This is a genomic window from Cryobacterium sp., assembly GCF_025463825.1.
GTDB lineage: Bacteria > Actinomycetota > Actinomycetes > Actinomycetales > Microbacteriaceae > Cryobacterium.
In genome coordinates this window covers 25629-51368 of record NZ_JAODBG010000093.1, presented here as the reverse complement: position 1 = coordinate 51368, position 25740 = coordinate 25629, and the positions used below count along the sequence as shown (strand labels likewise).

At 68.0% G+C, this 25740-nt stretch carries 28 protein-coding genes, 7 tRNA genes and 1 pseudogene; 29 read left to right on the top strand and 7 right to left on the bottom strand.

Going from position 1 to position 25740, the window contains the following annotated elements; all coding sequences use genetic code 11:
• Positions 1–169: 169 nt before the first annotated feature.
• From JWP54_RS11450 to JWP54_RS11410, 9 genes are all read left to right on the top strand, one after another.
• Positions 170–1390, top strand: coding sequence for an ammonium transporter (locus JWP54_RS11450; RefSeq protein ID WP_297371989.1), 1221 nt, complete (start codon positions 170–172; stop codon positions 1388–1390).
• A 169-nt stretch (positions 1391–1559) separates the two neighbouring features.
• Complete coding sequence (locus JWP54_RS11445) at positions 1560–2024, top strand: type II toxin-antitoxin system PemK/MazF family toxin (protein ID WP_297371987.1); 465 nt, start codon at positions 1560–1562, stop codon at positions 2022–2024.
• A 291-nt stretch (positions 2025–2315) separates the two neighbouring features.
• Positions 2316–3008, top strand: a complete 693-nt coding sequence (locus JWP54_RS11440) for a hypothetical protein (protein WP_297371984.1) — start codon at positions 2316–2318, stop codon at positions 3006–3008.
• Positions 2930–4765 (top strand): hypothetical protein, encoded by a 1836-nt coding sequence (locus JWP54_RS11435; RefSeq protein WP_297371981.1) that lies wholly within the window; start codon positions 2930–2932, stop codon positions 4763–4765. The genes JWP54_RS11440 and JWP54_RS11435 overlap by 79 nt, the downstream gene beginning before the upstream one ends.
• 3 nt (positions 4766–4768) lie before the next feature.
• Positions 4769–5029: a LuxR C-terminal-related transcriptional regulator gene (locus tag JWP54_RS11430; RefSeq protein ID WP_297371978.1), complete on the top strand. Its 261-nt coding sequence runs from the start codon at positions 4769–4771 to the stop codon at positions 5027–5029.
• A gap of 146 nt (positions 5030–5175) precedes the next feature.
• Entirely contained in the window at positions 5176–5616 is a 441-nt protein-coding gene (locus tag JWP54_RS11425; protein ID WP_297371974.1) for a DUF6325 family protein, read from the top strand.
• A 10-nt stretch (positions 5617–5626) separates the two neighbouring features.
• Entirely contained in the window at positions 5627–5884 is a 258-nt protein-coding gene (locus JWP54_RS11420) for an SHOCT domain-containing protein (protein WP_297371971.1), read from the top strand.
• A 122-nt stretch (positions 5885–6006) separates the two neighbouring features.
• Complete coding sequence (locus tag JWP54_RS11415) at positions 6007–7440, top strand: SPFH domain-containing protein (RefSeq protein WP_297371968.1); 1434 nt, start codon at positions 6007–6009, stop codon at positions 7438–7440.
• 5 nt (positions 7441–7445) lie between these two features.
• On the top strand, positions 7446–8138 hold the full coding sequence (locus JWP54_RS11410; protein ID WP_297371965.1) for a DUF2071 domain-containing protein: 693 nt from the start codon (positions 7446–7448) through the stop codon (positions 8136–8138).
• A gap of 25 nt (positions 8139–8163) precedes the next feature.
• On the opposite strand, the gene JWP54_RS11405 is transcribed toward JWP54_RS11410, so the two are convergent.
• The 6 genes and pseudogenes from JWP54_RS11405 to JWP54_RS11380 form a co-directional block, all read right to left on the bottom strand.
• A complete protein-coding gene (locus tag JWP54_RS11405) occupies positions 8164–8883 on the bottom strand; it encodes a bifunctional 2-polyprenyl-6-hydroxyphenol methylase/3-demethylubiquinol 3-O-methyltransferase UbiG (protein ID WP_297371962.1) in 720 nt (239 codons plus the stop codon).
• Positions 8880–9449: a hypothetical protein gene (locus JWP54_RS11400; protein WP_297371959.1), complete on the bottom strand. Its 570-nt coding sequence runs from the start codon at positions 9447–9449 to the stop codon at positions 8880–8882. The genes JWP54_RS11405 and JWP54_RS11400 overlap by 4 nt, the downstream gene beginning before the upstream one ends.
• Before the next feature lie 31 nt (positions 9450–9480).
• Positions 9481–9849, bottom strand: coding sequence for a hypothetical protein (locus JWP54_RS11395; protein ID WP_297372059.1), 369 nt, complete (start codon positions 9847–9849; stop codon positions 9481–9483).
• Between the two features lie 272 nt (positions 9850–10121).
• Positions 10122–10367, bottom strand: a pseudogene (locus tag JWP54_RS11390) (HNH endonuclease signature motif containing protein); the annotation flags it as partial.
• Between the two features lie 294 nt (positions 10368–10661).
• Positions 10662–11024 carry a hypothetical protein gene (locus tag JWP54_RS11385; RefSeq protein WP_297371956.1) on the bottom strand — a complete coding sequence of 121 codons (363 nt, stop codon included), beginning with the start codon at positions 11022–11024 and terminating at the stop codon, positions 10662–10664.
• A 200-nt stretch (positions 11025–11224) separates the two neighbouring features.
• Complete coding sequence (locus JWP54_RS11380; RefSeq protein WP_297371953.1) at positions 11225–11515, bottom strand: antibiotic biosynthesis monooxygenase; 291 nt, start codon at positions 11513–11515, stop codon at positions 11225–11227.
• A gap of 66 nt (positions 11516–11581) precedes the next feature.
• Here JWP54_RS11380 and JWP54_RS11375 point away from each other — a divergent pair, with 66 nt between their 5' ends.
• Complete coding sequence (locus JWP54_RS11375) at positions 11582–12478, top strand: fructose-bisphosphatase class II family protein (protein WP_297371950.1); 897 nt, start codon at positions 11582–11584, stop codon at positions 12476–12478.
• Positions 12479–12526: 48 nt separating this feature from the next.
• Here the strand turns inward: JWP54_RS11375 and JWP54_RS11370 are convergent.
• Positions 12527–12599: transfer RNA gene (locus tag JWP54_RS11370), tRNA-Val, on the bottom strand.
• Between the two features lie 160 nt (positions 12600–12759).
• Between JWP54_RS11370 and JWP54_RS11365 the strand changes: the two genes are divergently transcribed.
• From JWP54_RS11365 to secF, 19 genes are all read left to right on the top strand, one after another.
• Positions 12760–12831, top strand: a tRNA-Gly gene (locus JWP54_RS11365).
• Positions 12832–12889: 58 nt separating this feature from the next.
• Positions 12890–12963 (top strand) — tRNA-Cys (locus tag JWP54_RS11360).
• Between the two features lie 38 nt (positions 12964–13001).
• Positions 13002–13073 (top strand) — tRNA-Val (locus JWP54_RS11355).
• A 221-nt stretch (positions 13074–13294) separates the two neighbouring features.
• Complete coding sequence (locus JWP54_RS11350; RefSeq protein ID WP_297371947.1) at positions 13295–13726, top strand: DUF4383 domain-containing protein; 432 nt, start codon at positions 13295–13297, stop codon at positions 13724–13726.
• A 100-nt stretch (positions 13727–13826) separates the two neighbouring features.
• A tRNA-Gly gene (locus JWP54_RS11345) sits at positions 13827–13898 on the top strand.
• Between the two features lie 58 nt (positions 13899–13956).
• Positions 13957–14030: transfer RNA gene (locus JWP54_RS11340), tRNA-Cys, on the top strand.
• A gap of 22 nt (positions 14031–14052) precedes the next feature.
• A tRNA-Val gene (locus JWP54_RS11335) sits at positions 14053–14124 on the top strand.
• A 176-nt stretch (positions 14125–14300) separates the two neighbouring features.
• Positions 14301–16307 (top strand): threonine--tRNA ligase, encoded by a 2007-nt coding sequence (gene thrS / locus JWP54_RS11330; RefSeq protein ID WP_297372056.1) that lies wholly within the window; start codon positions 14301–14303, stop codon positions 16305–16307.
• Positions 16308–16310: 3 nt separating this feature from the next.
• On the top strand, positions 16311–16946 hold the full coding sequence (locus JWP54_RS11325) for an HIT domain-containing protein (RefSeq protein ID WP_297371945.1): 636 nt from the start codon (positions 16311–16313) through the stop codon (positions 16944–16946).
• A 120-nt stretch (positions 16947–17066) separates the two neighbouring features.
• Entirely contained in the window at positions 17067–17969 is a 903-nt protein-coding gene (gene pdxS / locus JWP54_RS11320; protein WP_297371943.1) for a pyridoxal 5'-phosphate synthase lyase subunit PdxS, read from the top strand.
• A gap of 10 nt (positions 17970–17979) precedes the next feature.
• On the top strand, positions 17980–18573 hold the full coding sequence (pdxT, locus tag JWP54_RS11315; RefSeq protein WP_297371940.1) for a pyridoxal 5'-phosphate synthase glutaminase subunit PdxT: 594 nt from the start codon (positions 17980–17982) through the stop codon (positions 18571–18573).
• A 39-nt stretch (positions 18574–18612) separates the two neighbouring features.
• Complete coding sequence (locus JWP54_RS11310; protein WP_297371936.1) at positions 18613–19059, top strand: DUF1697 domain-containing protein; 447 nt, start codon at positions 18613–18615, stop codon at positions 19057–19059.
• Between the two features lie 123 nt (positions 19060–19182).
• Positions 19183–19947, top strand: coding sequence for a YebC/PmpR family DNA-binding transcriptional regulator (locus tag JWP54_RS11305; RefSeq protein ID WP_297371933.1), 765 nt, complete (start codon positions 19183–19185; stop codon positions 19945–19947).
• 7 nt (positions 19948–19954) lie between these two features.
• Complete coding sequence (gene ruvC / locus JWP54_RS11300) at positions 19955–20605, top strand: crossover junction endodeoxyribonuclease RuvC (RefSeq protein WP_297371930.1); 651 nt, start codon at positions 19955–19957, stop codon at positions 20603–20605.
• Positions 20602–21255: a Holliday junction branch migration protein RuvA gene (gene ruvA / locus JWP54_RS11295; protein WP_297371927.1), complete on the top strand. Its 654-nt coding sequence runs from the start codon at positions 20602–20604 to the stop codon at positions 21253–21255. Before ruvC ends, ruvA begins: the two co-directional genes overlap by 4 nt.
• Positions 21252–22286 carry a Holliday junction branch migration DNA helicase RuvB gene (gene ruvB / locus JWP54_RS11290; protein ID WP_297371924.1) on the top strand — a complete coding sequence of 345 codons (1035 nt, stop codon included), beginning with the start codon at positions 21252–21254 and terminating at the stop codon, positions 22284–22286. Before ruvA ends, ruvB begins: the two co-directional genes overlap by 4 nt.
• Before the next feature lie 99 nt (positions 22287–22385).
• Positions 22386–22820 carry a preprotein translocase subunit YajC gene (gene yajC / locus JWP54_RS11285; protein ID WP_297371922.1) on the top strand — a complete coding sequence of 145 codons (435 nt, stop codon included), beginning with the start codon at positions 22386–22388 and terminating at the stop codon, positions 22818–22820.
• A gap of 64 nt (positions 22821–22884) precedes the next feature.
• Positions 22885–24648 carry a protein translocase subunit SecD gene (gene secD, locus JWP54_RS11280; protein ID WP_297371920.1) on the top strand — a complete coding sequence of 588 codons (1764 nt, stop codon included), beginning with the start codon at positions 22885–22887 and terminating at the stop codon, positions 24646–24648.
• Positions 24648–25658 (top strand): protein translocase subunit SecF, encoded by a 1011-nt coding sequence (gene secF / locus JWP54_RS11275; RefSeq protein WP_297371917.1) that lies wholly within the window; start codon positions 24648–24650, stop codon positions 25656–25658. Before secD ends, secF begins: the two co-directional genes overlap by 1 nt.
• The last annotated feature ends 82 nt before the right edge of the window (positions 25659–25740 follow it).

The following is a 25740-nucleotide window of genomic DNA, read 5'->3' as shown; positions in this document are numbered from 1 at the left end:
TTAACGTTCGCGCCGACTGCGTAACATTCCCGAAACACGCCAGAACGGCCCGTGAAACGTCCTGGTCGGAGACTGGGTGGCGTACCCGGGACCGACACGGCACCATGCACGTTCACAGTGCGAGCCCTCGAGGTACACCCAGCAAAATCGAGAGGTGTGAGGACAGACTATGGACACGGGAAGCATTGCATGGGGGTTGACGGCCACCGCACTGGTGCTGTTCATGACCCCTGGGGTCGCGTTCTTCTACGGCGGACTGGTCAAGGCCAAGAGCGTCGTCAGCATGATGATGATGAGCTTCGGAGCCCTGGGCCTGATCAGTGTGCTGTGGATCCTGTACGGATTCAACATGAGCGCGGTCGACGGGCCCCTGCAGTTCGCGGGTAACCCCTTCTCCGACTTCGGGCTGGGCGCCCTGGCCACGGGGGAGAGCGCCAACCTCGACCTTCTCGGCGCCACCTACGGCGCGACCTTCGCGATCATCACCATCGCGCTGATCTCCGGCGCCGTCGCCGACCGTGCCAAGTTCGGTTCCTGGATGATCTTCGCCGGCATCTGGGCCACCCTGGTCTACTTCCCGGTCGCAGCCTGGGTCTGGGGCGGTGGCTGGATCATGGAACTCGGCACGACCCTCGGCCTCTCCGGCGTCATCGACTACGCCGGTGGTACCGCGGTGCACATCAACGCCGGTGCTGCCGCGCTCGCCCTCGCACTGGTCCTCGGCAAGCGCATCGGTTTCCAGAAGGGCATCACCAAGCCGCACAACGTGCCGCTGGTCCTGCTCGGCGCGGCCATCCTGTGGTTCGGCTGGTTCGGCTTCAACGCCGGTGCCGAATGGCTGAACGGCCTCGAGAACGTCGGCCTGATCGTGGTCAACACCCTCGGTGCGACCGCGGCCGCCATCCTCGGCTGGATGGTCGTGGAGAAGGTCAAGGACGGCAAGGCCACCTCGGTCGGCGCCGCCTCCGGCGCCGTCGCCGGCCTCGTCGCCATCACCCCGGCATGCGCCAACCTCGAACCGGGCTGGGCCCTGCTGCTCGGTGTCCTCGCCGGTGCCGTCTGCGCCATGGCCATCGAGATGAAATTCAAGTTCGGCTTCGACGACTCGCTCGACGTCGTCGGCATCCACCTCGTCGGCGGCATCATCGGCACCCTGTACCTGGGGTTCTTCGCGATCGACACCGGCCTCTTCGTCGGTGGCGACCTCGGCCAGTTGGCCGTACAGGCCATCGCTGCCTTCGCCGTGCTGATCTACTCGTTCGTCATCGCCTACATCCTGGGCCTAGCCATCGAGAAGACCATCGGCTTCCGCGTCAAGAACGAAGACGAAGTCGCCGGCATCGACACCTCGCTGCACGGCGAAGAGGGCTACGCCCTCGCCAATGTCTAGGTAGCACAACCCCGCTCGCGGCTTCGCGGCAATCAGGGCGGTGAGGTAGTGTTCGGGTGTGTCACGCACCCGGCGCTTCCTCACCGCTCTCAGTTCTGCCCTCTTCGGCAGCCGGCCGTCTGCTCGCCCGTATGCCCCACCACGAGCGCCCGCGCGGCAGGCGACGACGATGCCGGTCCCGAAGGGCACCCGGCGGGCCACGATCGAACCGGGCACCGGCCAGTCCGGGCCCGATGCCACGGTGCAGCTCGAACCTGCGGCCGTTCGCCGCCCCGGCTGGGGCTACGCTCCCCAGAACGACGGCGCGCTCGATCCCGGCGAGGTGGTCTGGACCTGGGTGCCCTTCGAAGAACGCGATGGGCGTGGCAAGGACCGGCCGGTGCTGGTAGTCGCGACACTCGCCCGCGGGGCCGTCCTCGCGGTGCAGCTGACCAGCACCGACCATTCCGGGGACGCCGATCACGTTCCACTGGGAATCGGGGCCTGGGACCGCGACCGGCGCCCGAGCTGGGCGGCCATCGACCGGATCTTCCGGCTGCGGCCGGGGGGAGTGCGCCGGGAAGGCACCTTCGTCGACGCCGCCCGCTATCGCACCGTCGAAATCGCGCTGCGCCGTCGGTACGGCTGGCGCTGACGATCCTGATGCGCCCGTGGCTCGGGGATGCGCGCAACGAGCGCAACCCCTTGACCGCCGGCTGCCCCTGCGGCAGGATCACTCCACTGGCGGTGACCCGAACGCCGCGAGAAGCTCCGTCAAGGTTCCGGAATGCCGGGGCCTTGACGGAGTCAACCAGAACCTCAGCCTGAGTGCCACAGACCCTGATTCTCGCCCAGAACCTCATACAGCCCCTCACGCAGCCGTCGAAAAAGCGTCCCGGCTCCCCACGCGGCGCCGCTGGAGGGAGGCAGATCGAGGACCTTCCGCATGACCTCTTCAGTCCACTTCGCCGGGCCAGGCGACCTCGAACCGGCCCCGCCGCACACCTTCGTCCTGTCGCCCGGCCTCACCGTGGAGCCCACGTGGTACCTGCACCGCCAGCGGCTGGATTCCCCGCTCGAGCGCCTGCAGAAACCCGACGCGCGCGTCCTCGTCCTCTGGGATGCGGCCGGCTCGGGCAAGACCACGCTGATGGCGGGACGGGCGCGGCGGCTGCTGGCAGCCGACCGCGTTGTCGAGTGGATCTCCGGGGCAGACCTGAACGACCCGGGCGTCGCGGACGAGGTTCGGGACCGGCTCACCGAGCAGGGCGGCGGTACTGACCTGGTCGGTGCCGGGCCTCGGTACCTGTTCGTCGACGACCTGCATCGCGCCCAGACGTCGCGGCAGACCGGTGCCAAGGACCTCAGCGGGCTCCTGGACGATCTGAGCGGAATACCCACCGGAGTGCGCCTGATCGTCTCCAGGCGCCACCGTCCAGCCGCCACCGTCCCGCCGCCGGCACCGCACCGCTGGAAGCGGCCGGGGTGCTCATCGAATGCTCGGACACCTCGCTGGCCTGCACCCTGGCTGAGACCTTGCAGCTTGCGGCACTCCACCACGTGGACCTCTCCGCAGACGATGCGACCGCTCTCTGGCGGCACACCGGTGGCTGGGCGACGGGCCTCGCGCTGGCCCTGACCTGGCGTCACGCCGACGGGCAGACGCTCGACCTGAGTCTTTTCGACGGGGACACTCCCGCCGTAGCCGACTACCTGGCGACAGAAGTGGTCACCGGTCTGGATGACGGAAATCGGGATGTCCTGATGCGGTCGGCCCTGAGCGAGGTGGTGGCGCTCGAGCTGGTTGTGGCGGTGTCGGACCGCTCCGATGCCGGGGACGTCCTCGAGCGGCTCGCCCGCCGAAACACGCTCATCGGACGGGAGCGCGGCGCCCATGGCGGTTCGGGGTACCGGTACCATCCGATCCTGCTCGCCTACCTCCAGGCCGAGGGTCGCCGGCGGGACGCAGGCGCAGCGACGGCCCGGCACCTCGTCGCGAGCCGCTGGTACTCCGACCGCGCGCTGGGCGCGGCGGCCCTCGAACAGTCGCTGCTGGCCCACGATCCCATCCACTCCCTCGAACTGCTCGAACGATTCGGCCTCGGGCTCATTCTGACCGGAGAGCCTGACCTGGTGCGCCGGGCCCTGGGGCTGCTGCGCGGCCGGTCGGACTCCCCGGCCACCGTGTGCCTCCGCGTGTTGCTCGAGCCCCTCTCGGACCCGGCCCGGCGAGGACCGCACCATCTCCTCGGGGCCGCCGCCGAGGCCGTGCGGGTACACGCCGACCGTACCCCGAACGCGGCGGCCGCCGACGCCTGGGCGTTCATGGTGGAGATTCTGCAGGCCCTCTACGCGACCGAACAGGCAGACGTCGCGCACCGGTATGCGGCTCTGCAAGTCAGTGCACTCGTAGCGACCGCGCGGCAGGACCCGTTCGTCGATCTGCTGGCGGCCCTGGCGGAAGGCCGCTGCCTCGACCGGCTCGGCCAGTCAGCCGCGGCCGAGGACATCCTCCGGCAGGTGTCCGAAGCGGCCAGAAGCTCCGGGCTGCCCTGGCTGTTCCTGCAGGCCAGCGACCTGGCGGCGACGGCGGCCGGGCACGCGGGCAACTGGCTGCACGTCGCCATGCTGGAGGGCCAGATGGCTGTGGCCCTCACCGGCCCGCCCCGGCCCACCGAACTGCTCACCGCCGGGCTCACCGCCGGAATCGCTGCCTGGCCGATCGCGCCCGGTGCGGGCCGGGCGCTCCTCTACGCCATGATCCACCGCTATGACCACTGCGAGGTCCTGGACGTTGACACCCTGATGGAGTTGGCTTCACCGGACGCCCTGATGGCGGATGTCGGCGTCACCGTTCCCGCCGAGGTCCTCCTCCTGCTCAGCCAGCTGGACAACGCGTCGCATTCTCGCCAGGCTCTCGACCGGTTGCTGCTGCTGATGCGTGAACTCGGTGCGGAGCATCCGCGGGCCCTGAGCCTGTGCTGCATACCCCTGATCGAGGTCAGCGAAGCACTGGACGGTAAGACCGAGACCCAGTCCATCGTCCGGTTGATCGAGCGAGCGCTGGGGGAGGACTGCCTCGAGGTGCTGCTGATCCGGTTCCTCCTGACTCCGCCCACCCGCGCCGGCCACCCGGCAGAGGAGCGGCTGCGGTCGGCCGCCCTCGAGGAGCGAACCGCATGGCGCGGGGCCACCATCGTCAGCGCCTGGATCGCCCTGGCCCACGTGGCCGAACTGACCGGTCGGCACGTCGAATCGGACCTCCGGCTACTGAAGGGCCTCCGGCTCGCCAGCAGGATCGGCTGTGAGCGCGCCTTCCTCGCCCGCGGGGGTGAAGGACTCGCCCTCCTCCGCGGGCGGCTGGGCCGGCTCGGTGATCTCGACGAGTGCGCGTGACACGTGCTGACCGCGGCCGACGGAACGCGCCCGGACGAGCATCCGCGCAGCCTGGAGCACCTGCAGAGCCCTCCGACACTCACCCCACGGGAACGGGAGGTGCTGCGGGAGTTGCCGTTCCACCAGTCGGTCGCGAATATCGCGCGCAAGCGCAATGTCAGTCCGAATACCGTGAAAACCCACCTGCGGAACATCTACCAGAAGCTCGAAGCGGCGAACCGGGCGGACGCCGTCGCCATCGCCCACGACCACGGGTTGCTGTGAGAGGACCCGCACATTCACCCGTTCCGGGTGACCCGGCCACCATCGCGCGCGGTGACACTGAGCCCAACCGGGTGGCAGAACCGAGCGCCCATCCGCCCGCACGACCGACGAGAGGACGAACGATGCCGGAATTCGAGTATGGACCCGTGGAGATACTCCTGATCTCGTTCGAAGGAGACAAGCCGGGGCCCGCCATCGGAGCGGCGCTGCAGAACCTGATCGAGGAGAAGACCATCACCTTGCTCGACCTGATCTTCGTGTCGCTCAGCGCGGACGGTGACCCGCGGATCGTCGAGATCGACGATCTGCCCGACAGGTCCCAATTACCCGACATCGAGTTGGGCGAACTCGGCCTGGCCGGCCTGGACGACGTCGAAGAGCTCGCGTCGGAGCTCCCTCCGGGCGCGTCGGCGGCGGTCCTCGTCGTGGAGCTCGCCTGGGCGCGGCACTTCGCGTCTGTCCTTGCGGCGTCCGGCGGGGCCGTCCTCCATCAGGAACGGATCCCCGCTCCGGTCGTCAACGCGGTGCTCGAAGCAGCGCGCTGGCGACTCCTCGTATCCAGCGCGCACAGCACCGCCGAACAGTAAGGATCCAATCATGTCACCACGTCGAATGGGGCGCCCAGGGCTCATCGGGATGGCTGCCCGCACGGCGGTTGTCGCCGGCACCGCCACCGCCGTCAGCGGCAACATGCAACGGCGCCAGCAGGCCCGCGCTCAGGACGCGCAGGCCCAGGCGGATGCCGAAGCCCAGGCCCAACAGCATTACGACTACGCGCAGCTGGCACAGCTGCACAGCGCCGGGGTGCTGAGCGCCTCGGAGTTCACGGCAGCGAAGGGGAAATTGCTGGCCTGAGCCGACAATCGACTTTCAGGACGCCCCACGGCGGGGTGTTGGACCGCCAGCCTACTGGGAGGGAGCGGGGCGCTTCTGGCTGCGCGACGTCATGTTCGCCAGGCGCGGACCGGAAGGAACACATGTTTGAATTCCTCAGTCCGATTCTCGGTATCGGCTTCCTCATCGTCGTGGTGGGGGTGATCGTCCTCGTCTACGCTCGTTCCGTCTACAAGAACGCCGGGCCCGACGAGGCACTCGTCATCACCGGTAAGAAGTCGAAGAAGACCATCGTCGACGGGGCCACCCTCGAGGAGTCCGGCCAGCGGGTCGTGCACGGCCAGGGTGTATTCATCACACCGTTCTTCCAGAAGGCGTTCAAGATCAGCCTGCGCAGCCGGGCCATCGAGATCACGGCGGTCGCGCAGGACCGCAACGGCATCACCCTCACCGTCGAGGCCGTCGCCATCGTCAAGGTCGGCGACGACCCCACCGCGATCCGGGCGGCCGCCCAGCGCTTCACCGGCCAGGACAAGAACATCGACAACTTCGCGCAGGAAGTGCTCAGCGGTTCACTGCGGTCGTCCATCGGCGCCACCGACGTCATGACCATCATCCAGAAGCGCGATGAGCTCGGCACGTCCGTGTTGGCCACCGCACGGGAGTCCCTCGCGAACCAGGGCGTCGACGTCGACTCCTTCGAGATCAAGGGCATCACCGACGCCAACGACTACATCCGCGACCTCGGTCGCGCCGAGCAGGCCAAGGTCCGCCGTCAGGCCGAGGTCGCAGAGCACCAGGCCAACCGAGAGGCGCAGGAAGCGTCCATCATCGCCGAGCAGGCCGTTGCCGAGGCCCAGAACACGCTCGCCCTGCGCAAGGCCGCGCTGCAACTGGACACCGACAAGGCGTCGGCCGAGGCCGCAGCCGCCAAGCCGCTTGCCGAGGCCAAGGCCCAGCAGAACATCGTGCAGGAGCAGGAACTGACCGCCAAGCGCCGCGCCAGCCTGCGCAAGGCCGAGCTGGACTCCGAGGTCAACGCCGTCGCGGATGCCGATGCGTACCGCGTGCGCATCTCCGCCGCCGCCGCCGCTGAGGCCCGCGTGGCCGCCGCCAACGCCGACAGGGACAGCCGCGTCGCGTCAGCGGAAGCCATCCGCGCGGAGGGCCAGGCCAACGCCGACGCCATCCTCGCCCGCGGTTCGGCCGAGGCCGAGGCCACCCGCCTCAGCGCCCAGGCCGTCGCCGAGCAGTCCGAGGCGCTCATCCAGTTGCGGCTGGTTGAGATGCTCCCCAAGATCGCGCACGAGCTCGCGGCGCCGATGAGCAACATCGACCAGCTCACCGTGATCTCGACCGATGGTGCCAGCCAGCTGAGCAAGAACGTCGCCTCGGGATTCTCCGAGGTCGACGCCGTGCTCACTTCGACCATGGGTGTGGGCATCAAGGACCTGCTCGGTGGCCTGATCGGTGGAACCGCCGCCGGTACCGCGTTGGCCACGGCGCACGCTGCCGACGGCTATGTGCCCGTCTACACCTCGGTCGGCACCCCGGTCGCAGTGGACGACGCCGTCTGACCCCCATGTCAGAGGCCTGGCCGATCTCGGCTGTCGCTCCGCCGCTGGTCGGCCGGGCGACGGCCAGCCAGCGCTGGTCGGATCTCGCCTTCCTGCACTGGCGGGTCGACGCCGATCAGGTGGTGTCGTTGCTTCCGGCCGGCCTCCGGCCCGACGTCTTCGACGGCTCGAGCTGGGTGGGGCTGATCCCGTTCGTGCTCGATCGGGCCACGGTGTTCGGCAGTGCTCCGATCCCGTACTTCGGCTCCTTCGTCGAGGTGAATGTGCGGCTTTACGCGGTTGACTCCCGGGGCCGGCGGGGTGTGGTGTTCGTGTCGCTCGAGGCCTCCCGGCTGGCGTCGGTACTCGCTGCCCGTGCGCTCTTCGCGATCCCGTACATGTGGTCGCGCACGCGAGTGGAGGTCGCGGCGGGGGAGTACCGGTACTCCTCCACCCGCCACTTCGCTCCCCGGGCGCGCAGCCGGATCGCCGTTCGCCCCACCAATCGCGCCGTCGTCGACGATCCGCTGGCCGATGTCCTCACGGCCCGCTGGGCCCTGTTCACCGGGGTGCGCGGCCGCACCATCCGTCTGCGCAACCATCACGAGCCGTGGCGGCTGTATTCCGCGGAGCTGGTGACCCTTGAGGACACCCTGCTGGCACCCGACTCGGTGCTGTACTCACCAGGGGTCACGACGTGGTTCGGCACCCGGGACTAGCAGCACGCCGGGACGCGTCGGCGGGCTAGCGCCGACGGGCGCTCAACACAGCATCCCTGAGGACGACTGACGCGCCGTCCGCACCCTTCGCCACGCGCGGCCTGGACTCGGCCACATCGATCTGCCACCGGGCGGGGTCGAGGAGGGCAGCCACCTCCGTCGCGGTGAAGAACAGGTCCGCTGGGGGCGCATGCTCCGAATGGTGCCCATCAGTGACATCGTGACCAACGATGAGCAAGGTCCCGCCCATCGCGACCGCCGCCGCGAGGTCCTGGAAGAGCACGTTCCGCTGCGCCGACGGCAGGTGCATGAACTGGGCGCTGACCAGGTCGAAGGCGCCCGCCGGGGGAGCCCACCGGGTGAGATCGTGCTGCTCCCACCGGATGCGGTCGGCACCGGCGGCGGAGTCGCCCGGGTCGGTGCTGCCCCGGTCGGTGCTGCCCGGGTGGGTGCTGCCCTGGTCGGTGCTGCCCTGGTCGGTGCTGCCCTGGTCGGTGCGGGCCAGCCGGCTGCGGGCCGCGGCGCGTTCGAGGGCCACCGCGGAGAAGTCCACGGCGGTGACCTGCCAGCCCCTGGTGGCCAGCCAGATGGAGTCGGCACCCTCGCCGCAGCCGATGTCCAGGGCGCGGCCGGCCGGCAGGGCCAGGGTCTCGCTGACCAGGACCGGGTTGGGTGCGCCGCTCCAGACATCGTCATCGGTGCCGTAGCGCTCGTCCCAGTAGGCCTGGTCGAAGTCATTGCTCATTCGTTCTGTCCTTGTCGGATGTGGTTCGGCTGGACGCCAATGCCGTGCCGGCGGTCGCCTAGTACGGTACTGCTGTTGCGGGCCTCGGCGGCGGCCGAAAAGGGTTGACGGTGGGAGGCGACGGCGCTCTCCACCTCTTCCGCGATGAGGTCAGCGTTGATGCCCACGGCCACTCCGAGGCCGGCGGCAGCTGACACCGCGACTTGCGCCATCAGGTTGGTGGCATTGCCGGCCGCCCAGACGCCGGGCACGACGGCGCCGTTCCTGAGCACCCGGCCGGTGTCGTCGCTGTCCAGGTAGGTGCCGACGCCCAGCGGGTGCGGGGACGAGGTCAGCCCCAGTCCGGCCAGGAACGTGGTGCGGGCAGTGAACGTCGGAGCAACCACGAGCGCCTGCAGGGGGATCATCCGACCGCTGGCCAGCCGGACCCCGGCCAGGGTGTCGTCCTGCACGTCGAGGCTCGCGACCGGCCCGATCACGACCGCGATACCGCGGGCTGCGAGTTGCTCCCACTCGGCCTCGGTGGGTCCGTTCTGCTCGGATATCGCGCCGCCGGCGTCGAGCATGGGGGTGTGCAGGAACAGGGTGACCGTGCTGCTAGTGCAGCACGTCCGTGCCCCAGCGCTCGGCGAGGCCGGGAACATCGGGAAGTTCGTCGACGAGACCGGTGGCGACCCGAAGGCGGCGCCCGGAGACGGCCGTGCCGTCGTCGAGCACCACCCTAAAGCCGGCCGGCACGCGTTCGGTGGTGACGGCCCGGCCCGGCACGGTCTCCGCTCCATAGGATCGGGCCTCGTCCTGCCCGATGCGGACGAACTCCGCGGGGCTCAAGCCATCGCGGGTGAGGAAGCTGTGCACGCCGGCGGCGGGGGCGTTGCGCGCCGGTCCGTCATCGACCACGATGACGGACCGGCGCGCCCGTCCGAGGACGACAGCGGCGCTGAGACCGGCTGCACTGCCTCCGATGACGACGACGTCGCAGGTCGGTGGATGCGATGGAGAGAGCGGGATGCGTGGCTGGTCATGTGACCATGGTGACCGGGCACACGGCAGCCGACAAATTAGATTGCCGAACCGGCAAGTGATCTAGAAGGGCGGGTCTTCGGGCGGGTCGCTCTGCCGGAGGGCGGCCGGGGCTTCCGGTGGTTGGGGTGCCTGGGTGGCGGGCGGGCCGAGGTAGGTCTCCGGGTAGGTGCGGTGGTCTGCCCGGCCGGGGAGGTCCAGACCAGCACGCCGCCGGGTTCCTGCTCGACGGCCCACAGGGTGTGGTGTTTCAACCGGTGGTGCATGCGGCAGAGGTGGGCGAGGTTGTCGTGGTCGGTGGGTCCGCCGTGTTCCCAGGCCTTGGTGTGGTCGATGTCGCTGCGGGCTGCCGGCCGGGTGCAGCCGGGGAACCGGCAGGTGCCGTCCCGCAGTCGCAGCCACCGGCGCAGGTCCGCCGGGACCGCGTACTGCTCGTTGCCGACGGAGAGCACCACCCCGGTTCTGCCGTTCACCGGCCTGGGTGGCCGTCGCGACGCTGGTCAACCGATCATGGGCGGCCATCGTCTGCTGCGCGGTGCCGTACCAGGTCAGGGTGCCCATCCCGTCGGGCCGGCCCTCCCACCACACGACCCGGTGCGGGAGGGCGGCGGTGGCGCGTTTGGTGATGGTCTCCGGATGCGCCCGTTGCCGCAGCCGCCGGGCCTGCCCTTCAGCGTGCCCACCGTGAAGTCTGTGGCCACCGGCAGCAGCTGCGCCTCGAACACCGCCGGTGCTCATCGCTGTCAGGATGGCCTTCATCGGGCCGGCGAACATGACGCCTCGCCAATCAGGCTCTCCGCGGTGCGCTCCGCGAGGTGCAGGGTGCAGGCGACCTCGCTGGTGATGGTGCGGCGGGCGATCTCCCGGTCCTCCCACGCGGCCATCTTCCGCGGGCTGGCATCCGCAGCCGCGAGGGCCTGGCCGGCCGCCATGCCGCCGGCCGCGACGCCGGCCGCGAAGTCGGGGCTGAGCAGCTTCGCGGTCACCGGATCGGAACTCCACCGCCGCAACTCGTCGAGGTCGCGGGCGCGTTGCGCGGTGGCCTCGGCGATCTTCCGGTGCGACTTCGCCGCCTTCGCGACCTTCCTCGCGAGAGCGGCCCGCGCCTGCTGCTGCAACGCCCGGCGCCGCCGGTGGATATGTTCCCGGGCGGACTCATCCTGGTCGCCGGACCGGTCGTCCGGATCGCCTGAGAACTGCTCTGCGGGGCTGCTCCTACCCCCATGGTCGCACCACCCACCGACACTGCCACCCGGCCGAAAGCGACTGTGGAAAGATCACCTGACCAGCATCCTGTGGAGGAACGGCGCGGGCCTGGTCATCCCACTTCGACGAAGTGCTGCACGTCCGGGAACGGGTCGTAGAACCGGTGCAGCAGCGCCTTCCAGCGGGCATACTCGGGGGAGCCCCGAAAACCCTCGGTGTGGTCTTCCAGCCGCTCCCAGTCGACCAGCAGCAGGAACGACGAGGGTGCCTCAACCGACCGGGACAAGCTCAGCCCGCCGAAGCCGGGCATCGATTCAATGAGCGGCCGAGCCGTCGTGAACGCGGCAATGAAATCAGCCTCGTGGCCTGGACGCACGGGCAGGATGGCGTGTTCTCTGATCACCCGTCGACCCTAGTCCAGCCGGCTACCGCGGCCGGCCTCCCGGCCCGGCGAGTACCATCGACTCCCATGAGCAGCAACACGACGGCAGGCGACATCTCCGCCAGCGGCAGCACCGTACTCGGCGCCGAGCACTACTCCGTCGAACTGGTCGACGCCGTGCGCGCGGCGACGAAGTCAGCGGCGCTGGCCGCCGGCGCCTGGTTCGGCCGCGGCGACAAGAACGCGGCGGATGAGGCGGCGGTGGCCGCCATGCGCGCGATGCTGTTGCCCGCTCCATTCGCCGGCTTCGTGGTGATCGGTGAGGGGGAGAAGGACGAGGCCCCGATGCTCGCCAACGGTGAGGAACTCGGCTCCGGTCGAGGTCCGGCGTGCGATATCGCCGTCGACCCGCTCGACGGGACCCGGCTCGTGCAGGAGGGTCTGCCCGGATCGGTGTGCGTGATCGCGCTCGCCCCGCGCGGGACCCTGTTCGACCCGCGGGACGTCTTCTACATGGACAAGCTCATCTCCTCGGCCCCGGCGCGCGGCGTCCTGGACCTGCGAGCCACAGCGACCGAGAACGTGCTCCGGCTCGCTGACGCTCTCGGCAAGCCGGTGACCGAGGTCACGGTGGCCGTGCTCGACAAGCCCCGGCACGCTGCTCTGGTGGCCGAACTCCGGGCGGCGGGCGCCCAGGTGGTCCTGGCGGGGGAGGGCGACGTGTCAGCGGCGATCATCGCGGCCACGACGGGCGGCGACATCGACCTGGCCATGGGCATCGGTGGCACGCCGGAAGGCGTCCTCACGGCCTGTGCCGTACGCGCCGTCAACGGGTTCATGGAGGGCCGCCTTGCCCCGCAGACCGACGACCAGTTGCGGATGGCGCTGGCCGCCGGCCACGACCTCGACCGGGTGTTGACGCTCGATGACCTCGTCGCCAGCACCACGGTGCTCTTCGCCTCCACTCGCGTGCAGCCGAACTAGACGGTCGGGTTAATGAGGAAAGCCCCCGGAGATCCGGGGGCCTTTCGGTGGGCGATGCGGGACTCGAACCCACGACCTCTTCCGTGTGAAGGAAGCGCGCTACCAGCTGCGCCAATCGCCCAGAACCACGATCGAAAACCTCTCGACTGCGACATCTGATACTAGACCAGACCGGGCGCCGAACGCACATCGAGAGGCCGCGACACGCTGCATTCGCTCGGTTTGAATATGCGTCGCACTATCGACTAGAGTCTTCAAAGCACGCAGAAATGCAGGCAGTTGCGGATGTGGCGCAGTGGTAGCGCATCACCTTGCCAAGGTGAGGGTCGCGAGTTCGAATCTCGTCATCCGCTCGAATTGAATCGGCCGAGAGGCCGATTCTCTTTGCTAGTAGTACGGCGAAACAAGCACGGTGGATTGGCCGAGAGGCGAGGCAGCGGCCTGCAAAGCCGTATACACGGGTTCGAATCCCGTATCCACCTCCAGCCTGAAAAACGTAGACGTCGAGCGTTTTGCAGGATCTGGGCGATTGGCGCAGCGGTAGCGCGCTTCCCTGACACGGAAGAGGTCACTGGTTCGATCCCAGTATCGCCCACAGAAACAAAACCCCCGGTTACCCCGGGGGTTTTGTCGTTTTTCCCTTGAGTGATCGGCCCGCTGGGTCTACCCTGTGCTGCACATCGGAAGAGTCTGACCGCTGACGCCGGATCGTCACCATCTCGAGAAGTTGCCGGCGACTCCGGAAGGGCTCCACCCGTCAACAAGGATGGAGGACACAGCATGTCAACATCATCGGGCAATTCGGCTACGAGGAGTATGACCGCCACAAACGTCCAACGGGCGTCCCTGGCAGTCGGCGTCGTATTCGTCGTTGTGGGCATCCTGGGGTTCATCCCCGGAATCACGTCGAACTACGACCAGTTACTCATTGCCGGTCACGAGTCGGGCGCCCTGCTCCTGGGCGTCTTCCAGGTGTCGATCCTGCACAACCTGGTGCACCTTCTGTTCGGTGTCGCCGGGATCGCCCTGGCACGCAGAGCGAGCACTGCCCGCAACTACCTGATCTGGGGTGGGGCGATCTACCTCGTCCTGTGGCTCTACGGTCTCTTCATCGATCACGATGCGCCGGTCAACTTCGTTCCGCTGAACGTCGCCGACAACTGGCTGCACCTGGTTCTCGGTATCGGCATGATCCTGCTCGGGGTCGTGCTGGGCCGCCGTTCCAACGCCACGTCGGGCACCGTTTAACCCGTCCGCCGGGTCCGGGCGCCGTGTCAGCACCGCATGTGCACACGGCGCCCGTCAGGATGCAGTAGAGTCTTTCAAGCACGCAGGAATGCGAGCAGTTGCGGATGTGGCGCAGTGGTAGCGCATCACCTTGCCAAGGTGAGGGTCGCGAGTTCGAATCTCGTCATCCGCTCGAAGTAGATCGGCCGAGAGGCCGATTTTCTTTGGGTGTACACGCTCGAAATGGACACGGTGGATTGGCCGAGAGGCGAGGCAACGGCCTGCAAAGCCGTCTACACGGGTTCGAATCCCGTATCCACCTCCAGCCCGCTCTCACCCGCGGACCTGGGCGATTGGCGCAGCGGTAGCGCGCTTCCCTGACACGGAAGAGGTCACTGGTTCGATCCCAGTATCGCCCACAGCACCCGTACCAGCGGGCACACCCCCGGTTCCCGTAACCGGGGGTTTTTTCGTGGTTTCCCGGGCCCGCATCCCCGCCTGCCCGACTCCACTAAAGTTGTCGGGTACGCAAAGACAGGGAGAAACACACGTGGCTGACGGCTTTGAGCTATTCACCGACCGATCCGTTGTCGCAATGCGCGTCAACGGCGAGCTCAGGGACCTCGCCGCCACGGTGACCGAGTCGGATGACGTCATCCCGGTGACCATCGACTCGCCCGACGGCCTCAGCATCCTGCGGCACTCCGCCGCGCACGTGCTCGCGCAGGCCGTGCAGACCGTGAACCCCGCGGCGCGCCTGGGCATCGGTCCGCCCGTCACCGACGGCTTCTACTACGACTTCGATGTCGCCGTCCCGTTCACCCCCGAGGACATCAAGTCGCTCGAAAAGGCCATGGACCGCATCATCCGCCAGGGCCAGCGCTTCGTGCGCCGCGTCGTGACCGATGACGAGGCCCGCGCCGAACTGGCAACCGAGCCGTACAAGCTCGAACTGATCGGCATCAAGGGCGGCGTCTCAGCAGGCTCGACCGCCGAGACCGGCGGCAACGAGTCCGTCGAGGTGGGCGGCGCCGAGCTGACCATCTACGACAACGTCGACCCGAAAACCGGGGAAACCCTGTGGAAGGACCTCTGCCGGGGCCCGCACCTGCCCAACACCCGCATGATCGGCAACGGTTACTCGCTCACCCGTCTGGCCGCCGCCTACTGGCGCGGCTCGGAAAAGAACCCGCAGTTGCAGCGCATCTACGGCACCGCCTGGCCCACCAAGGACGAACTCCGCGCCTACAAGGCGCGACTGGAGGAAGCCGCCAAGCGCGACCACCGCAAGCTCGGCCAGGAACTGGACCTGTTCTCGTTCCCCGAGGAGATCGGCTCAGGCCTCGCGGTCTTCCACCCCAAGGGCGGAATCATCCGCTCCGAGATCGAGAACTACATGCGCGAGCGCCTGCTCGCCAACGGCTACGACCTCGTCAACACCCCCCACATCACCAAGGGTCACCTGTTCGAGACCAGCCAGCACCTCAACTGGTACCGCGACGGAATGTTCCCGCCGATGCACCTGGATGAAGAGGTCGACGCGGAGGGCAACGTCACCCGCCAGGGCCAGGATTACTACCTCAAGCCCATGAACTGCCCGATGCACAACCTCATCTTCAAGGCCCGTGGCCGCAGCTACCGTGAGCTCCCGTTACGCCTGGCGGAGTTCGGCACCGTCTACCGCTACGAGAAGAGCGGCACCCTGCAGGGCCTCACCCGCGTGCGCGGCCTCACCCAGGACGACGCGCACATCTACGTCACCCAGGATCAGGTGCGCGCCGAGGTCGCCAGCCAGCTCGAGTTCGTCTTCGAGACCCTCCGCGGGTATGGCCTCACCGACTTCTATCTGGAGCTGTCCACCCGCGACCCCGCCAAGTCCGTCGGTTCGGACGAGCAGTGGGAGGTCGCCACGGAGACCCTTCGCCAGGTGGGACTGGATTCGGGTCTCGAACTCGTGGCCGATCCCGGCGGAGCGGCGTTCTATGGTCCGAAGATCTCGGTGCAGGCCCGTGACGCGATCGGCCGCACCTGGCAGCTGTCCACCGTGCAGCTCGACTTCAACCAGCCCGAGCTGTTCGGCCTCGAGTACACGGCGTCGGACGGATCACGCCAACAGCCGGTCATGATCCACCGCGCGCTGCTCGGGTCGATCGAGCGGTTCTTCGCCATCCTGCTCGAGCACTATGCCGGGGCATTCCCCGTCTGGCTCTCTCCGGTGCAGGTCATCGGCATCCCGGTGTCCGAGCAGTACGAGGACTTCCTCTGGGACGTCCTGGCGAAGCTCAAGACCGCGGGCGTCCGGGTGGAACTCGACTCGTCGAGTGACCGGATGCAGAAGAAGATCCGCAACGCCACCCTGCAGCGAATTCCGTTCCAGCTCATCGTCGGAGAAGACGACCGCGCTAACGGCGCAGTCAGCTTCCGATTCCGGGATGGTACCCAGGAGAACGGGGTACCCGTCGACGAGGCCATCCGCCGCATCGTCTCGTCCATCAGCACCCGTGCGCAGGTTGTCGGCGCCGCTGACTTCAGCGAGGGCGGCACCCCGGTCATCGAAGCCGACGAATCCGCCGACGCCGGGCTCCCCGCCGGATTGAGCTAGACGATGGCCGACGCCACCCCGGCTGGTCCCGAAACCGACGTGCCGCGCGACACCCCTTCGGATCGCTTGTCCGGGACCCCGCAGGACCTGGCCGACGGAGTCGAGGTCGAGAACTCCGGCGACTTCGCCGCGGTACCGGATGCTTTCCAGCGGCTGTGGACCCCGCACCGCATGGTCTACATCCAGGGCGGCCAGCAGCCGCATCCCGATGACTGCCCGTTCTGCATCGCACCGTCGATGGACGACGAGACGGCGCTTATCGTGGCGCGTGGCAGGTTCGCCTACGTACTGCTGAACCTCTTCCCCTACAACAGCGGTCACCTGCTGGTCTGCCCGTATCGGCATGTTGCGACGTATGACGAAGCCACGCCGGAGGAGGTCGCCGAGATCGGTAGCCTGACCCAGGTGGCCATGCGCGTGCTCAAGGCCACATCGGGTTGCGATGGGTTCAACCTCGGAATGAACCAGGGCCGTATTGCCGGCGCCGGCATCGCCGAGCATCTCCATCAGCACATCGTGCCGCGCTGGGCGCTGGACTCCAACTTCTTTCCGATCATCGCCGGCACCAAGGCCATTCCCCAGCTCCTGGGCGACGTACGCCGCTCCATTGCGGACGGTTGGCCCGCCGGAGGAGACTGACCGTGCCGTCCAGGTCCCGTCGCCCGCGTGACCGCATCGCAGTCCTGAACCGCTCTTCATCAACACGTGCCCACCGCCTCCTGCGGGCCGGCACCAGACGCAAGGAATAGAATCGTAGCTATGACTGACACCACTTCTACTGAGCAGTTCGGCTCGAGCCGCGTCAAGCGCGGCCTCGCTGAGATGCTGAAGGGCGGCGTCATCATGGACGTCGTCAACGCCGAGCAGGCCCGAATCGCCGAAGACGCCGGCGCTGTCGCCGTCATGGCCCTCGAGCGCGTCCCCGCCGACATCCGCTCGCAGGGCGGTGTCGCCCGCATGAGCGACCCCGACCTGATCGACAGCATCCGCGCCGAGGTGTCCATCCCGGTCATGGCCAAGGCCCGCATCGGCCACTTCGTCGAAGCCCAGGTGCTGCAGGCCCTCGAAGTGGACTACATCGACGAATCCGAGGTGCTCAGCCCCGCCGACTACGTCAACCACATCGACAAGTGGAACTTCACCATCCCCTTCGTCTGTGGTGCCACCAACCTGGGCGAGGCGCTGCGCCGCATCACCGAGGGCGCCGCGATGATCCGCTCCAAGGGCGAGGCGGGCACCGGCGACGTCTCGGAGGCCACCAAGCACATCCGCACCATCAAGGGCGAGATCGCCCGCCTGTCCTCGCTCACCAAGGACGAACTGTACGTCGCCGCCAAGGAACTCTCCGCACCCTACGAACTCGTCGCAGAGATCGCCGCCACCGGCAAGCTTCCCGTCGTCCTGTTCACCGCCGGCGGCGTGGCCACCCCGGCCGACGCTGCCATGATGATGCAGCTCGGTGCCGACGGCGTCTTCGTGGGCTCGGGCATCTTCAAGTCCGGCAACCCGCAGGAGCGCGCCAACGCGATCGTCAAGGCCGTCGCGTTCTACGACGACGCCAAGATCATCGCGGATGTCTCGCGCGGCCTCGGCGAAGCGATGGTCGGCATCAACGTGTCCGACCTCGCCGCCCCGCACCGCCTCTCCGAGCGCGGCTGGTAACACCCGCTTCATGACCGTTGGAGTACTCGCCCTGCAGGGCGACTTTCGCGAGCACGCCACCGTGCTGAGCTCGCTCGGCAGCGACGTGGTGCTCGTGCGCCGCCCCGAGGAGCTGGCCGTCGTCGACGGCCTGGTGATCCCGGGCGGGGAGTCCAGTGTTATGGACAAACTCTCCCGCATGTTCGGCTTGGCCGAACCGCTGCGCGCCGCCATCGGAGCAGGGCTGCCGGTCTACGGTACCTGTGCAGGCCTGATCATGCTCGCCGACACGGTGCTCGACGCCATCCGCGGGCAGCAGAGCCTCGGCGGCCTCGACATCAGCGTGCGCCGGAACGCGTTCGGCTCCCAGGCGGACTCGTTCGAAACCGACCTGGACATTCCGGCGCTCGGTGCGGTTCCCGTGCACGCCGCCTTCATCCGCGCACCCGTCGTCGAGAGCGTGGGGCCCCTGGCCACCGCGCTGGCCACGGTCGCCGACGGCCGCTGCGTCGCCGTCGAACAGGGCAACCTGCTCGGAACGTCCTTCCATCCGGAGATCACAGGGGAGCACCGCTTCCACGAGTACTTCCTGCAGAAGGTGCTTTCGGCGGCCTTCCGCGGCTAGGTTCTCCGCCCGGCGGGAATGCGGTGCCAAACTGGGCGGATGACCAGCGTCACCACCGTGCTCGCCAGCGGCAACGTGGTGTTCGACAGCGAGAAGTCCGATGCTGCCGCGGTCAAGGCGGGCCTCGAGGCCGCCCTCACCGACGCGTTCGGCTACGAGGCCTGGGTGGTGCTGCTCACCAGGGCTCAGCTGGCGGCGGCCGTGGAGGCCTACCCGTTCGAGGACCGGGAGGGCTGGCACTCCTACATCCTGTTCGGCTCGGCCCAGGAACGCCTGGACGAACTGCTCCAGGCCGCCCCGACCCTGGACCCCGCCGACGAGCGAGTGCAGCCCGGTTCCGGCGTACTGTACTGGCAGGTCCGCCGGGCCGTGGGCATCAAGAGTCCGCTCAGCCTCCTCGCGGCGAAGGCCAGGTTCAAGTCCACCACCACGAACCGGAACCTGCGCACCCTGCACAAGATCCTCGCCGTCCCCACCGACCGGTGAGGCGCGGGTCGGCCCTGGGGCACCCGGGCTAGACTGGCAGGGCACTGAGCGGTCAGCACGATCGTGGTGCCAGCAGACGACGCGTCACGCGCGTTGCACGAGTTAGCGACTATCGGGAGATTCATGTCCGGGCATTCCAAGTGGGCGACCACCAAGCACCAGAAGGCCGTTACCGACTCGCGTCGGGCCAAGGCATTCGCCAAGCTGATCAAGAACATTGAGGTCGCGGCGCGGATGGGCGGCGCCGACCTGTCGGGAAACCCGACCCTCGTCGACGCGATCCAGAAAGCCAAGAAGACCTCGGTCCCCAACGACAACATCGACCGCGCCGTCAAGCGCGGCGCCGGCCTCTCCGGTGAGGTCGTCGACTACACCACGATCATGTACGAGGGCTACGCCGCCAACGGCGTCGCCATCATGATCGAGTGCCTCACCGACAACAAGAACCGTGCCGCCGCCGAGGTTCGCACCACGGTCAGCCGCAACGGCGGAAACATGGCCGACCCGGGCAGTGTCGCCTACAACTTCCACCGCAAGGGCATCGTCGTGGTTCCGAAGGGCAACGACGTCACCGAAGACGACGTGCTCGCCGCGGTCCTCGACGCCGGAGCCGAGGAGGTCATCGACGACGGCGAGAAGTTCGAGGTCTTCAGCGAGGCCCAGGACCTCGTCGCCACCCGCACCGCGCTGCAGACCGCCGGAATCGACTACGACTCCGCCGACATCGCCTTCGTGCCGCAGCTCAAGATAGAGGTCGACGCGGCGACCGCCCGCAAGGTGTTCCACCTCATCGACGCGCTCGAGGAGCTCGACGACGTTCAGAACATCTACAGCAACTACGACCTGACCGACGCGGTCCAGGCCGAACTCGAAGCCGACAGCGAATAGTTCCCGGATGACGGTCAGGGTGCTGGGCATCGACCCCGGCCTGACCCGTTGCGGCGTCGGCATCGTCGACGTCGCGGCAAACCGTTCGGCCACTCTGGTCGACGTTCAGGTGCTACGCAGCTCTCCGGAGTTGTCCCTCGAGCGCCGGCTGCTGCTGATTAGCGAGGGCCTTGAGGAACTGCTGGACACGCACAAGCCGGCCTTCGTGGCCATCGAGCGGGTTTTCGCGCAACAGAACGTCAGCACAGTCATGGGCACCGCCCAGATCAGCGGGGTGGCGCTGATGCTCGCCGCCAAACGCGGCCTCACCGTCACCCTGCACACCCCCAGCGAGGTCAAGGCGGCGATCACCGGATACGGGTCCGCAGACAAGAAACAGGTGGGCACCATGGTGGCCCGGGTGCTGGGTCTTGCCGAGATCCCGAAACCGGCCGACGCCGCCGACGCGCTCGCCCTCGCCATCTGCCACGCCTGGCGCACCGGCGCGGCTGGGGGAGTGCTGCCCACGACCGGCGCCGTCGCCGCCGGCAAGCGCTCCACCCCCTCCCTGAGCCCCGTCGCGCTCACTCCCGCGCAGAAGGCCTGGCGAGACGCCGAGCGCAACGCGCCGGGTCCGGCGGCGGGAACGTCGGCGGCGCCCCGTAGGCTGAATAGGTGATCTCTTCTGTGCGTGGCCCAGTCCTTTCCGCCCTGGGCACGACCGTCGTGATCGAGGTCGGCGGCGTGGGACTCGCCGTGCAGGTCACCCCCGCCACGGCCCTCTCGTCACGCATCGGCACTGAAACCCGCCTTTCGACCACCCTGATCGTGCGCGAGGATTCCCTGACCCTGTACGGTTTTCCCAGCGCCGACGAACTCGCCGTCTTCGAGTTGCTCGTGGGCGTGACCGGTGTGGGACCCAAGTCCGCGCTCGGCGTCCTCGCCGTGCTCACCCCGAACCAGATCGCCACGGCCGTGAACGCGGAGGACGACGCGGTATTCCGTAAGGTCAGCGGCATCGGGCCCAAGACCGCCAAGCTCATCGTGCTGTCCCTGATCGGAAAAGTCGCCGTCACCGCGACTCCCGCCGCACCCGGCCGCCCCGGTGTCGCCACGGCCACCGTCGGCGCCAGCGTGCAGGCCGCCTTGATCGGTCTGGGCTGGTCGGAACGGGTGGCCGCGCAGGCCGTCGACGAGATCCTCGTCGGCAGCACCGCCGAATTCGACGTCGAGGAAGCCGGCGTCGCCGCCGTGCTCCGCCTCGCCCTCGCCAAACTCGGTCCTGCGCAACACGCCGGCACCGCCAACGCCGCGGAGCGCCGCTCATGACCCAGGATCCCGGCGTCGAACTGACCAACCCGGCCCTCGAGGGCGACGCCGAACTCGCCTTCGAGGGGGCCCTGCGCCCCAAGAGCCTGGCCGAGTTCGTCGGCCAGCAGAAGGTGCGCGGCCAGCTGCAGCTCCTGCTCACCGCCGCGTCGATGCAGCAGCGCACCCCCGACCACATCCTGCTAGCCGGCCCGCCCGGACTCGGCAAGACCACGCTGGCCATGATCATCGCCTACGAGGGCAACCGCCCGCTGCGGATGTCCAGCGGTCCGGCCATCCAGCACGCCGGCGACCTGGCGGCGGTGCTGTCCTCCCTGGTACCCGGCGAGGTGCTCTTCATCGACGAGATCCACCGGATGGCCAGGTCCGCCGAAGAGATGCTCTATCTGGCGATGGAAGACTTCCGCATCGACATCATGGTGGGCAAGGGCGCCGGCGCCACCTCCGTGCCCCTCGACCTGGCCCCGTTCACCCTGGTGGGCGCCACCACCCGCTCCGGCATGTTGCCCAACCCCCTGCGCGACAGGTTCGGATTCACCGCGCACCTGGAGTTCTACGCCGACGCCGAACTGGAACTGGTTCTCGTGCGGGCCGCAGCGCTCCTCGGGCTGGCCATCGACCGTGAGGCCATCGCCGAAATCGCCGGGCGCTGCCGCGGAACACCGCGCATCGCCAACCGGCTGCTGCGCCGGGTACGGGACTACGCACTCGTGCACGGCGGAGGCGCCGACCTGGCAGCGGTGCACGCCGCCCTCGAACTCTATGACGTCGACGAAATCGGACTGGACCGGTTGGACCGCGAGGTCATGAACATCGTCCTCACCCGCTTCGCGGGCGGCCCGGTCGGCCTGAACACCCTCGCCGTATCGGTCGGCGAGGAGCCGGAGACCATCGAATCGGTCGTCGAGCCCTTCCTGGTACGGATAGGCTTCCTCACGCGCACCCCGCGCGGACGGGTCGCGACTGCCGCAGCGTGGCGGCACTTCGGCCTGAGCAATCCTCAGGCTGCGCTCACCTTGGATGTCCTATAATTCAGGTTGGTCCGCATCTTTGTCGTGCCATTCCCCACATGCCCTGCACCACTACTCTGCTGCGGTCTTGAATCGCTTGCGGGAAGGTTTCCCAGTTCTATGGATCCGTTGACTCTTGTCATGCTCGCCGCCCTGGCGCTGCTCGTTTTCTTCATGTTCCGCAACGGCCGCAAGCGCCAGAAGGACACGCTGGCGTTGCAGTCCAAAATGGTGGCCGGCGCCGACGTCATGACCAACTTCGGCCTCTACGGCACCATCGTGTCGATCGATGAAGAAGAGAACAAGGTCGCCCTCGAGATCGCACCCGGCACGATCGTGCAGATCCACCGCCAGACCATCGCCCGCGTGGTCGAGCCCGTCGTCGTCGGCGACGATGTCGTCCTGGACGAGACCGCCGACACGGATGCCGGAACCCCGTCCGTCGTGGCCGAGCCGGAGTTCGGCCAGCGCACCGCGTTCGAGCAGGCTCCCTTCGAGCCCACGACCGACGAGGCACACGACACAAACACCGAACCCAAAAAGGGCGACGCGTAACAAACCCCTCTCCGTGCCCGCGCCGTTCGGCGTGGGCACGAGCAAAGAAAGCTGAGTTCAATAGGTGGCTAAGTCGTCTCCGACCAAGAAGGCCTGGCGCTCGCTGACCTGGCTTGGCGTGATCATCGTCGGTCTCATCGCTCTCAACGGAGCCGGGGTGCTGACCGGCGGCGGATCGTGGACGCCGAAGCTTGCCCTCGACCTCGAGGGCGGCACGCAGATCATCCTCGCCCCCAAGCTCGAGTCCGGTCAGACCGTCTCCAACGAGCAGCTGAACCAGGCCGTGTCGATCATCCGACAGCGCATCGACTCCTCCGGTGTCTCCGAAGCGGAGATCAACACCCAGGGCGGGCAGAACATCGTCGTGTCGATCCCCGGCACGCCCGACGAGGCCACCCTGAATCGCATCGAGTCGTCGGCCAAGCTGGAGTTCCGACCGGTGCTGGTGGCCTCGGCTCCCTCTGCTGACAGCGTCGGCGATGAGTCGACGGCGACTCCCGGTGCCACGGATGCGGCCATCGATCCAGCCACCGACGCCGCTGCTGATCCCGCGGCCGAGGCCACGCCCGAGCCGGCCACCACGCCCTCGGTCGCCCCGACCGACGCCAGCGACCTGAACAACATCACGCCGGCGTTGCAGGCGCAGTTCGACAGCTTCCAGTGCAGCGACATCGACACCACCGTCGTCGCACCGGCCGACCAGCCCCTCGTCACCTGCGAGACCGACGGCAGCGTCAAGTACATCCTCGGCCCGGTCGAGGTGAGCGGCGAGAACATCTCCGACGCCAGCAACGGCCAGGTCCAGACGCAGAGTGGCGCGACCACCGGCGAGTGGGCCGTCAACATCGTCTTCGACCGCACCGGCACCACGGCGTTCGCCGACGTGACCACCCGGCTCAGCGGCCTCACCGGCGCCCAGAACCAGTTCGCGATCGTGCTCGACGGCAGCGTCATCTCCGCCCCGCAGACCCTCGCCGTCATCACCGACGGCAAGCCGCAGATCACCGGCTCGTTCGACCAGGACACCTCGAAAGCCCTCGCCGACCAGCTCAAGTTCGGCGCACTGCCGATCAGCTTCACCGTGCAGAGCCAGGACACCATCTCGGCCACCCTCGGCTCCACGCAGCTGCAGAGCGGTTTGATCGCCGGCCTCATCGGCTTGATCCTCGTCGTGCTGTACTCCCTGGTGCAGTACCGGCTCCTCGGTCTGGTCACCGTCGCGTCGCTGGGTGTCGCCGCCGTGATCACCTACTTCCTGATCACGCTGCTCTCCTGGCGGGAAGACTACCGGCTGTCCCTTGCGGGCGTTGCGGGTCTGATCGTGGCCATCGGTATCACGGCCGACTCGTTCATCGTCTACTTCGAACGCGTGCGCGACGAGCTGCGGGACGGCCGCGGCCTGGTCTCGGCGGTCGAATCCGGCTGGCGCCGCGCCATCCGCACCATCATCGCGTCCGACACCGTGAACTTCCTGGCCGCCGCCGTGCTGTTCATCCTCGCCGTCGGCAACGTCCGCGGGTTCGCGCTCACTCTGGGCCTGACCACCCTGGTCGACCTGCTGGTGGTCGCACTGTTCACCCACCCGACGCTCCAACTCCTCGCCCGCACCAAATTCTTCGGCGACGGCCACAAGCTCAGCGGGCTCGACCCGCGCGCGCTCGGTGCCGTCTACCGCGGCCGGGCCCAGTTCCAGGCTCCCGCGGAGGTGGCCTCCCGCAAGCAGGCGGCCTCCGGTAAGGAAGCCGCGAAGCGCCAGACCATCGCCGAACGCAAGGCGGCTGAGCTCATCGGCACCGGCTCTAAGCCGACCGACGGGAAGGATTCCTAATGGCCAGCTTCAACCAGTTCGGTAACGACCTGCACACCGGCAAGCTGTCGTTCAACATCGTCGCCCGCCGGAAGCTTTGGTATTCGATCGCCGGCGTTATGATCCTCATCGCCGTCCTCGTCCCCGTCCTCCGCGGCGGCTTCTCGTTCGGCATCGAGTTCACCGGCGGATCGGAGTTCGAGGTCTCGGCGCTCTCCAGCCAAGACCAGGCTCCCGCAGCCGACGCCGTGGCCAAAGTGGTTCCTGCGGCCGCGCCGAAGATCTCCGCCGTCGGCACCGACGGCATCCGGGTGCAGACCGACCAGCTCACCAAGACCGAATCACGGGCCGTGAGCGAAGCCCTGGCCGAGGCGTACGGGGTTGACCCGGCCCAGGTCACCTCGTCCTTCATCGGCCCGTCCTGGGGCCAGGACATCACCGGCTCGGCCATCCGGGCCCTGCTGACCTTCCTGGTGCTCGCCGGAGTCGTGATGGCCCTGTACTTCCGCACCTGGAAGATGGCCGCCGCCGCGATGATCGCGCTGCTGCACGACCTCGTGATCACCGCCGGTTTCTACGGCATCACCGGGTTCGAGATCACCCCCGCAGCGGTGATCGGATTCCTCACCATCCTGGGTTATTCGCTGTACGACACCGTCGTGGTGTTCGACAAAATCCGTGAGAACACCAGGGAGGACGGACCCGAGTCCCGCCGGACCTTCGCCGACTCGGTCAACCTCGCCGTCAACCAGACCCTCGTCCGCTCGATCAACACGTCGATCGTCGCTGTGCTGCCCGTCGCGTCGATTCTCGTCATCGGTGCGTTCGTGCTGGGGGCCGGCACTCTGCAGGACATCTCCCTTGCCCTGCTCATCGGCATGCTGGTGGGAACCTACTCGACGATCTTCATCGCGGCCCCGCTGTACGCCCAGCTGCGCGAAAACGAGCCCGGGATCCGCAAGCGCGACAAGAAGGCGCTCGCCCTCAAGGCGAAAGCGACCGGAACCTCCCTCGCGGACGTTCCCGCGTGAGCTTCCCCTCCGCGCGGGAATACGCGGTCCGCCACCCGGGTTTCACGTTTATCCGCTAGTTCAGGGATAATTGGCGCCAGGG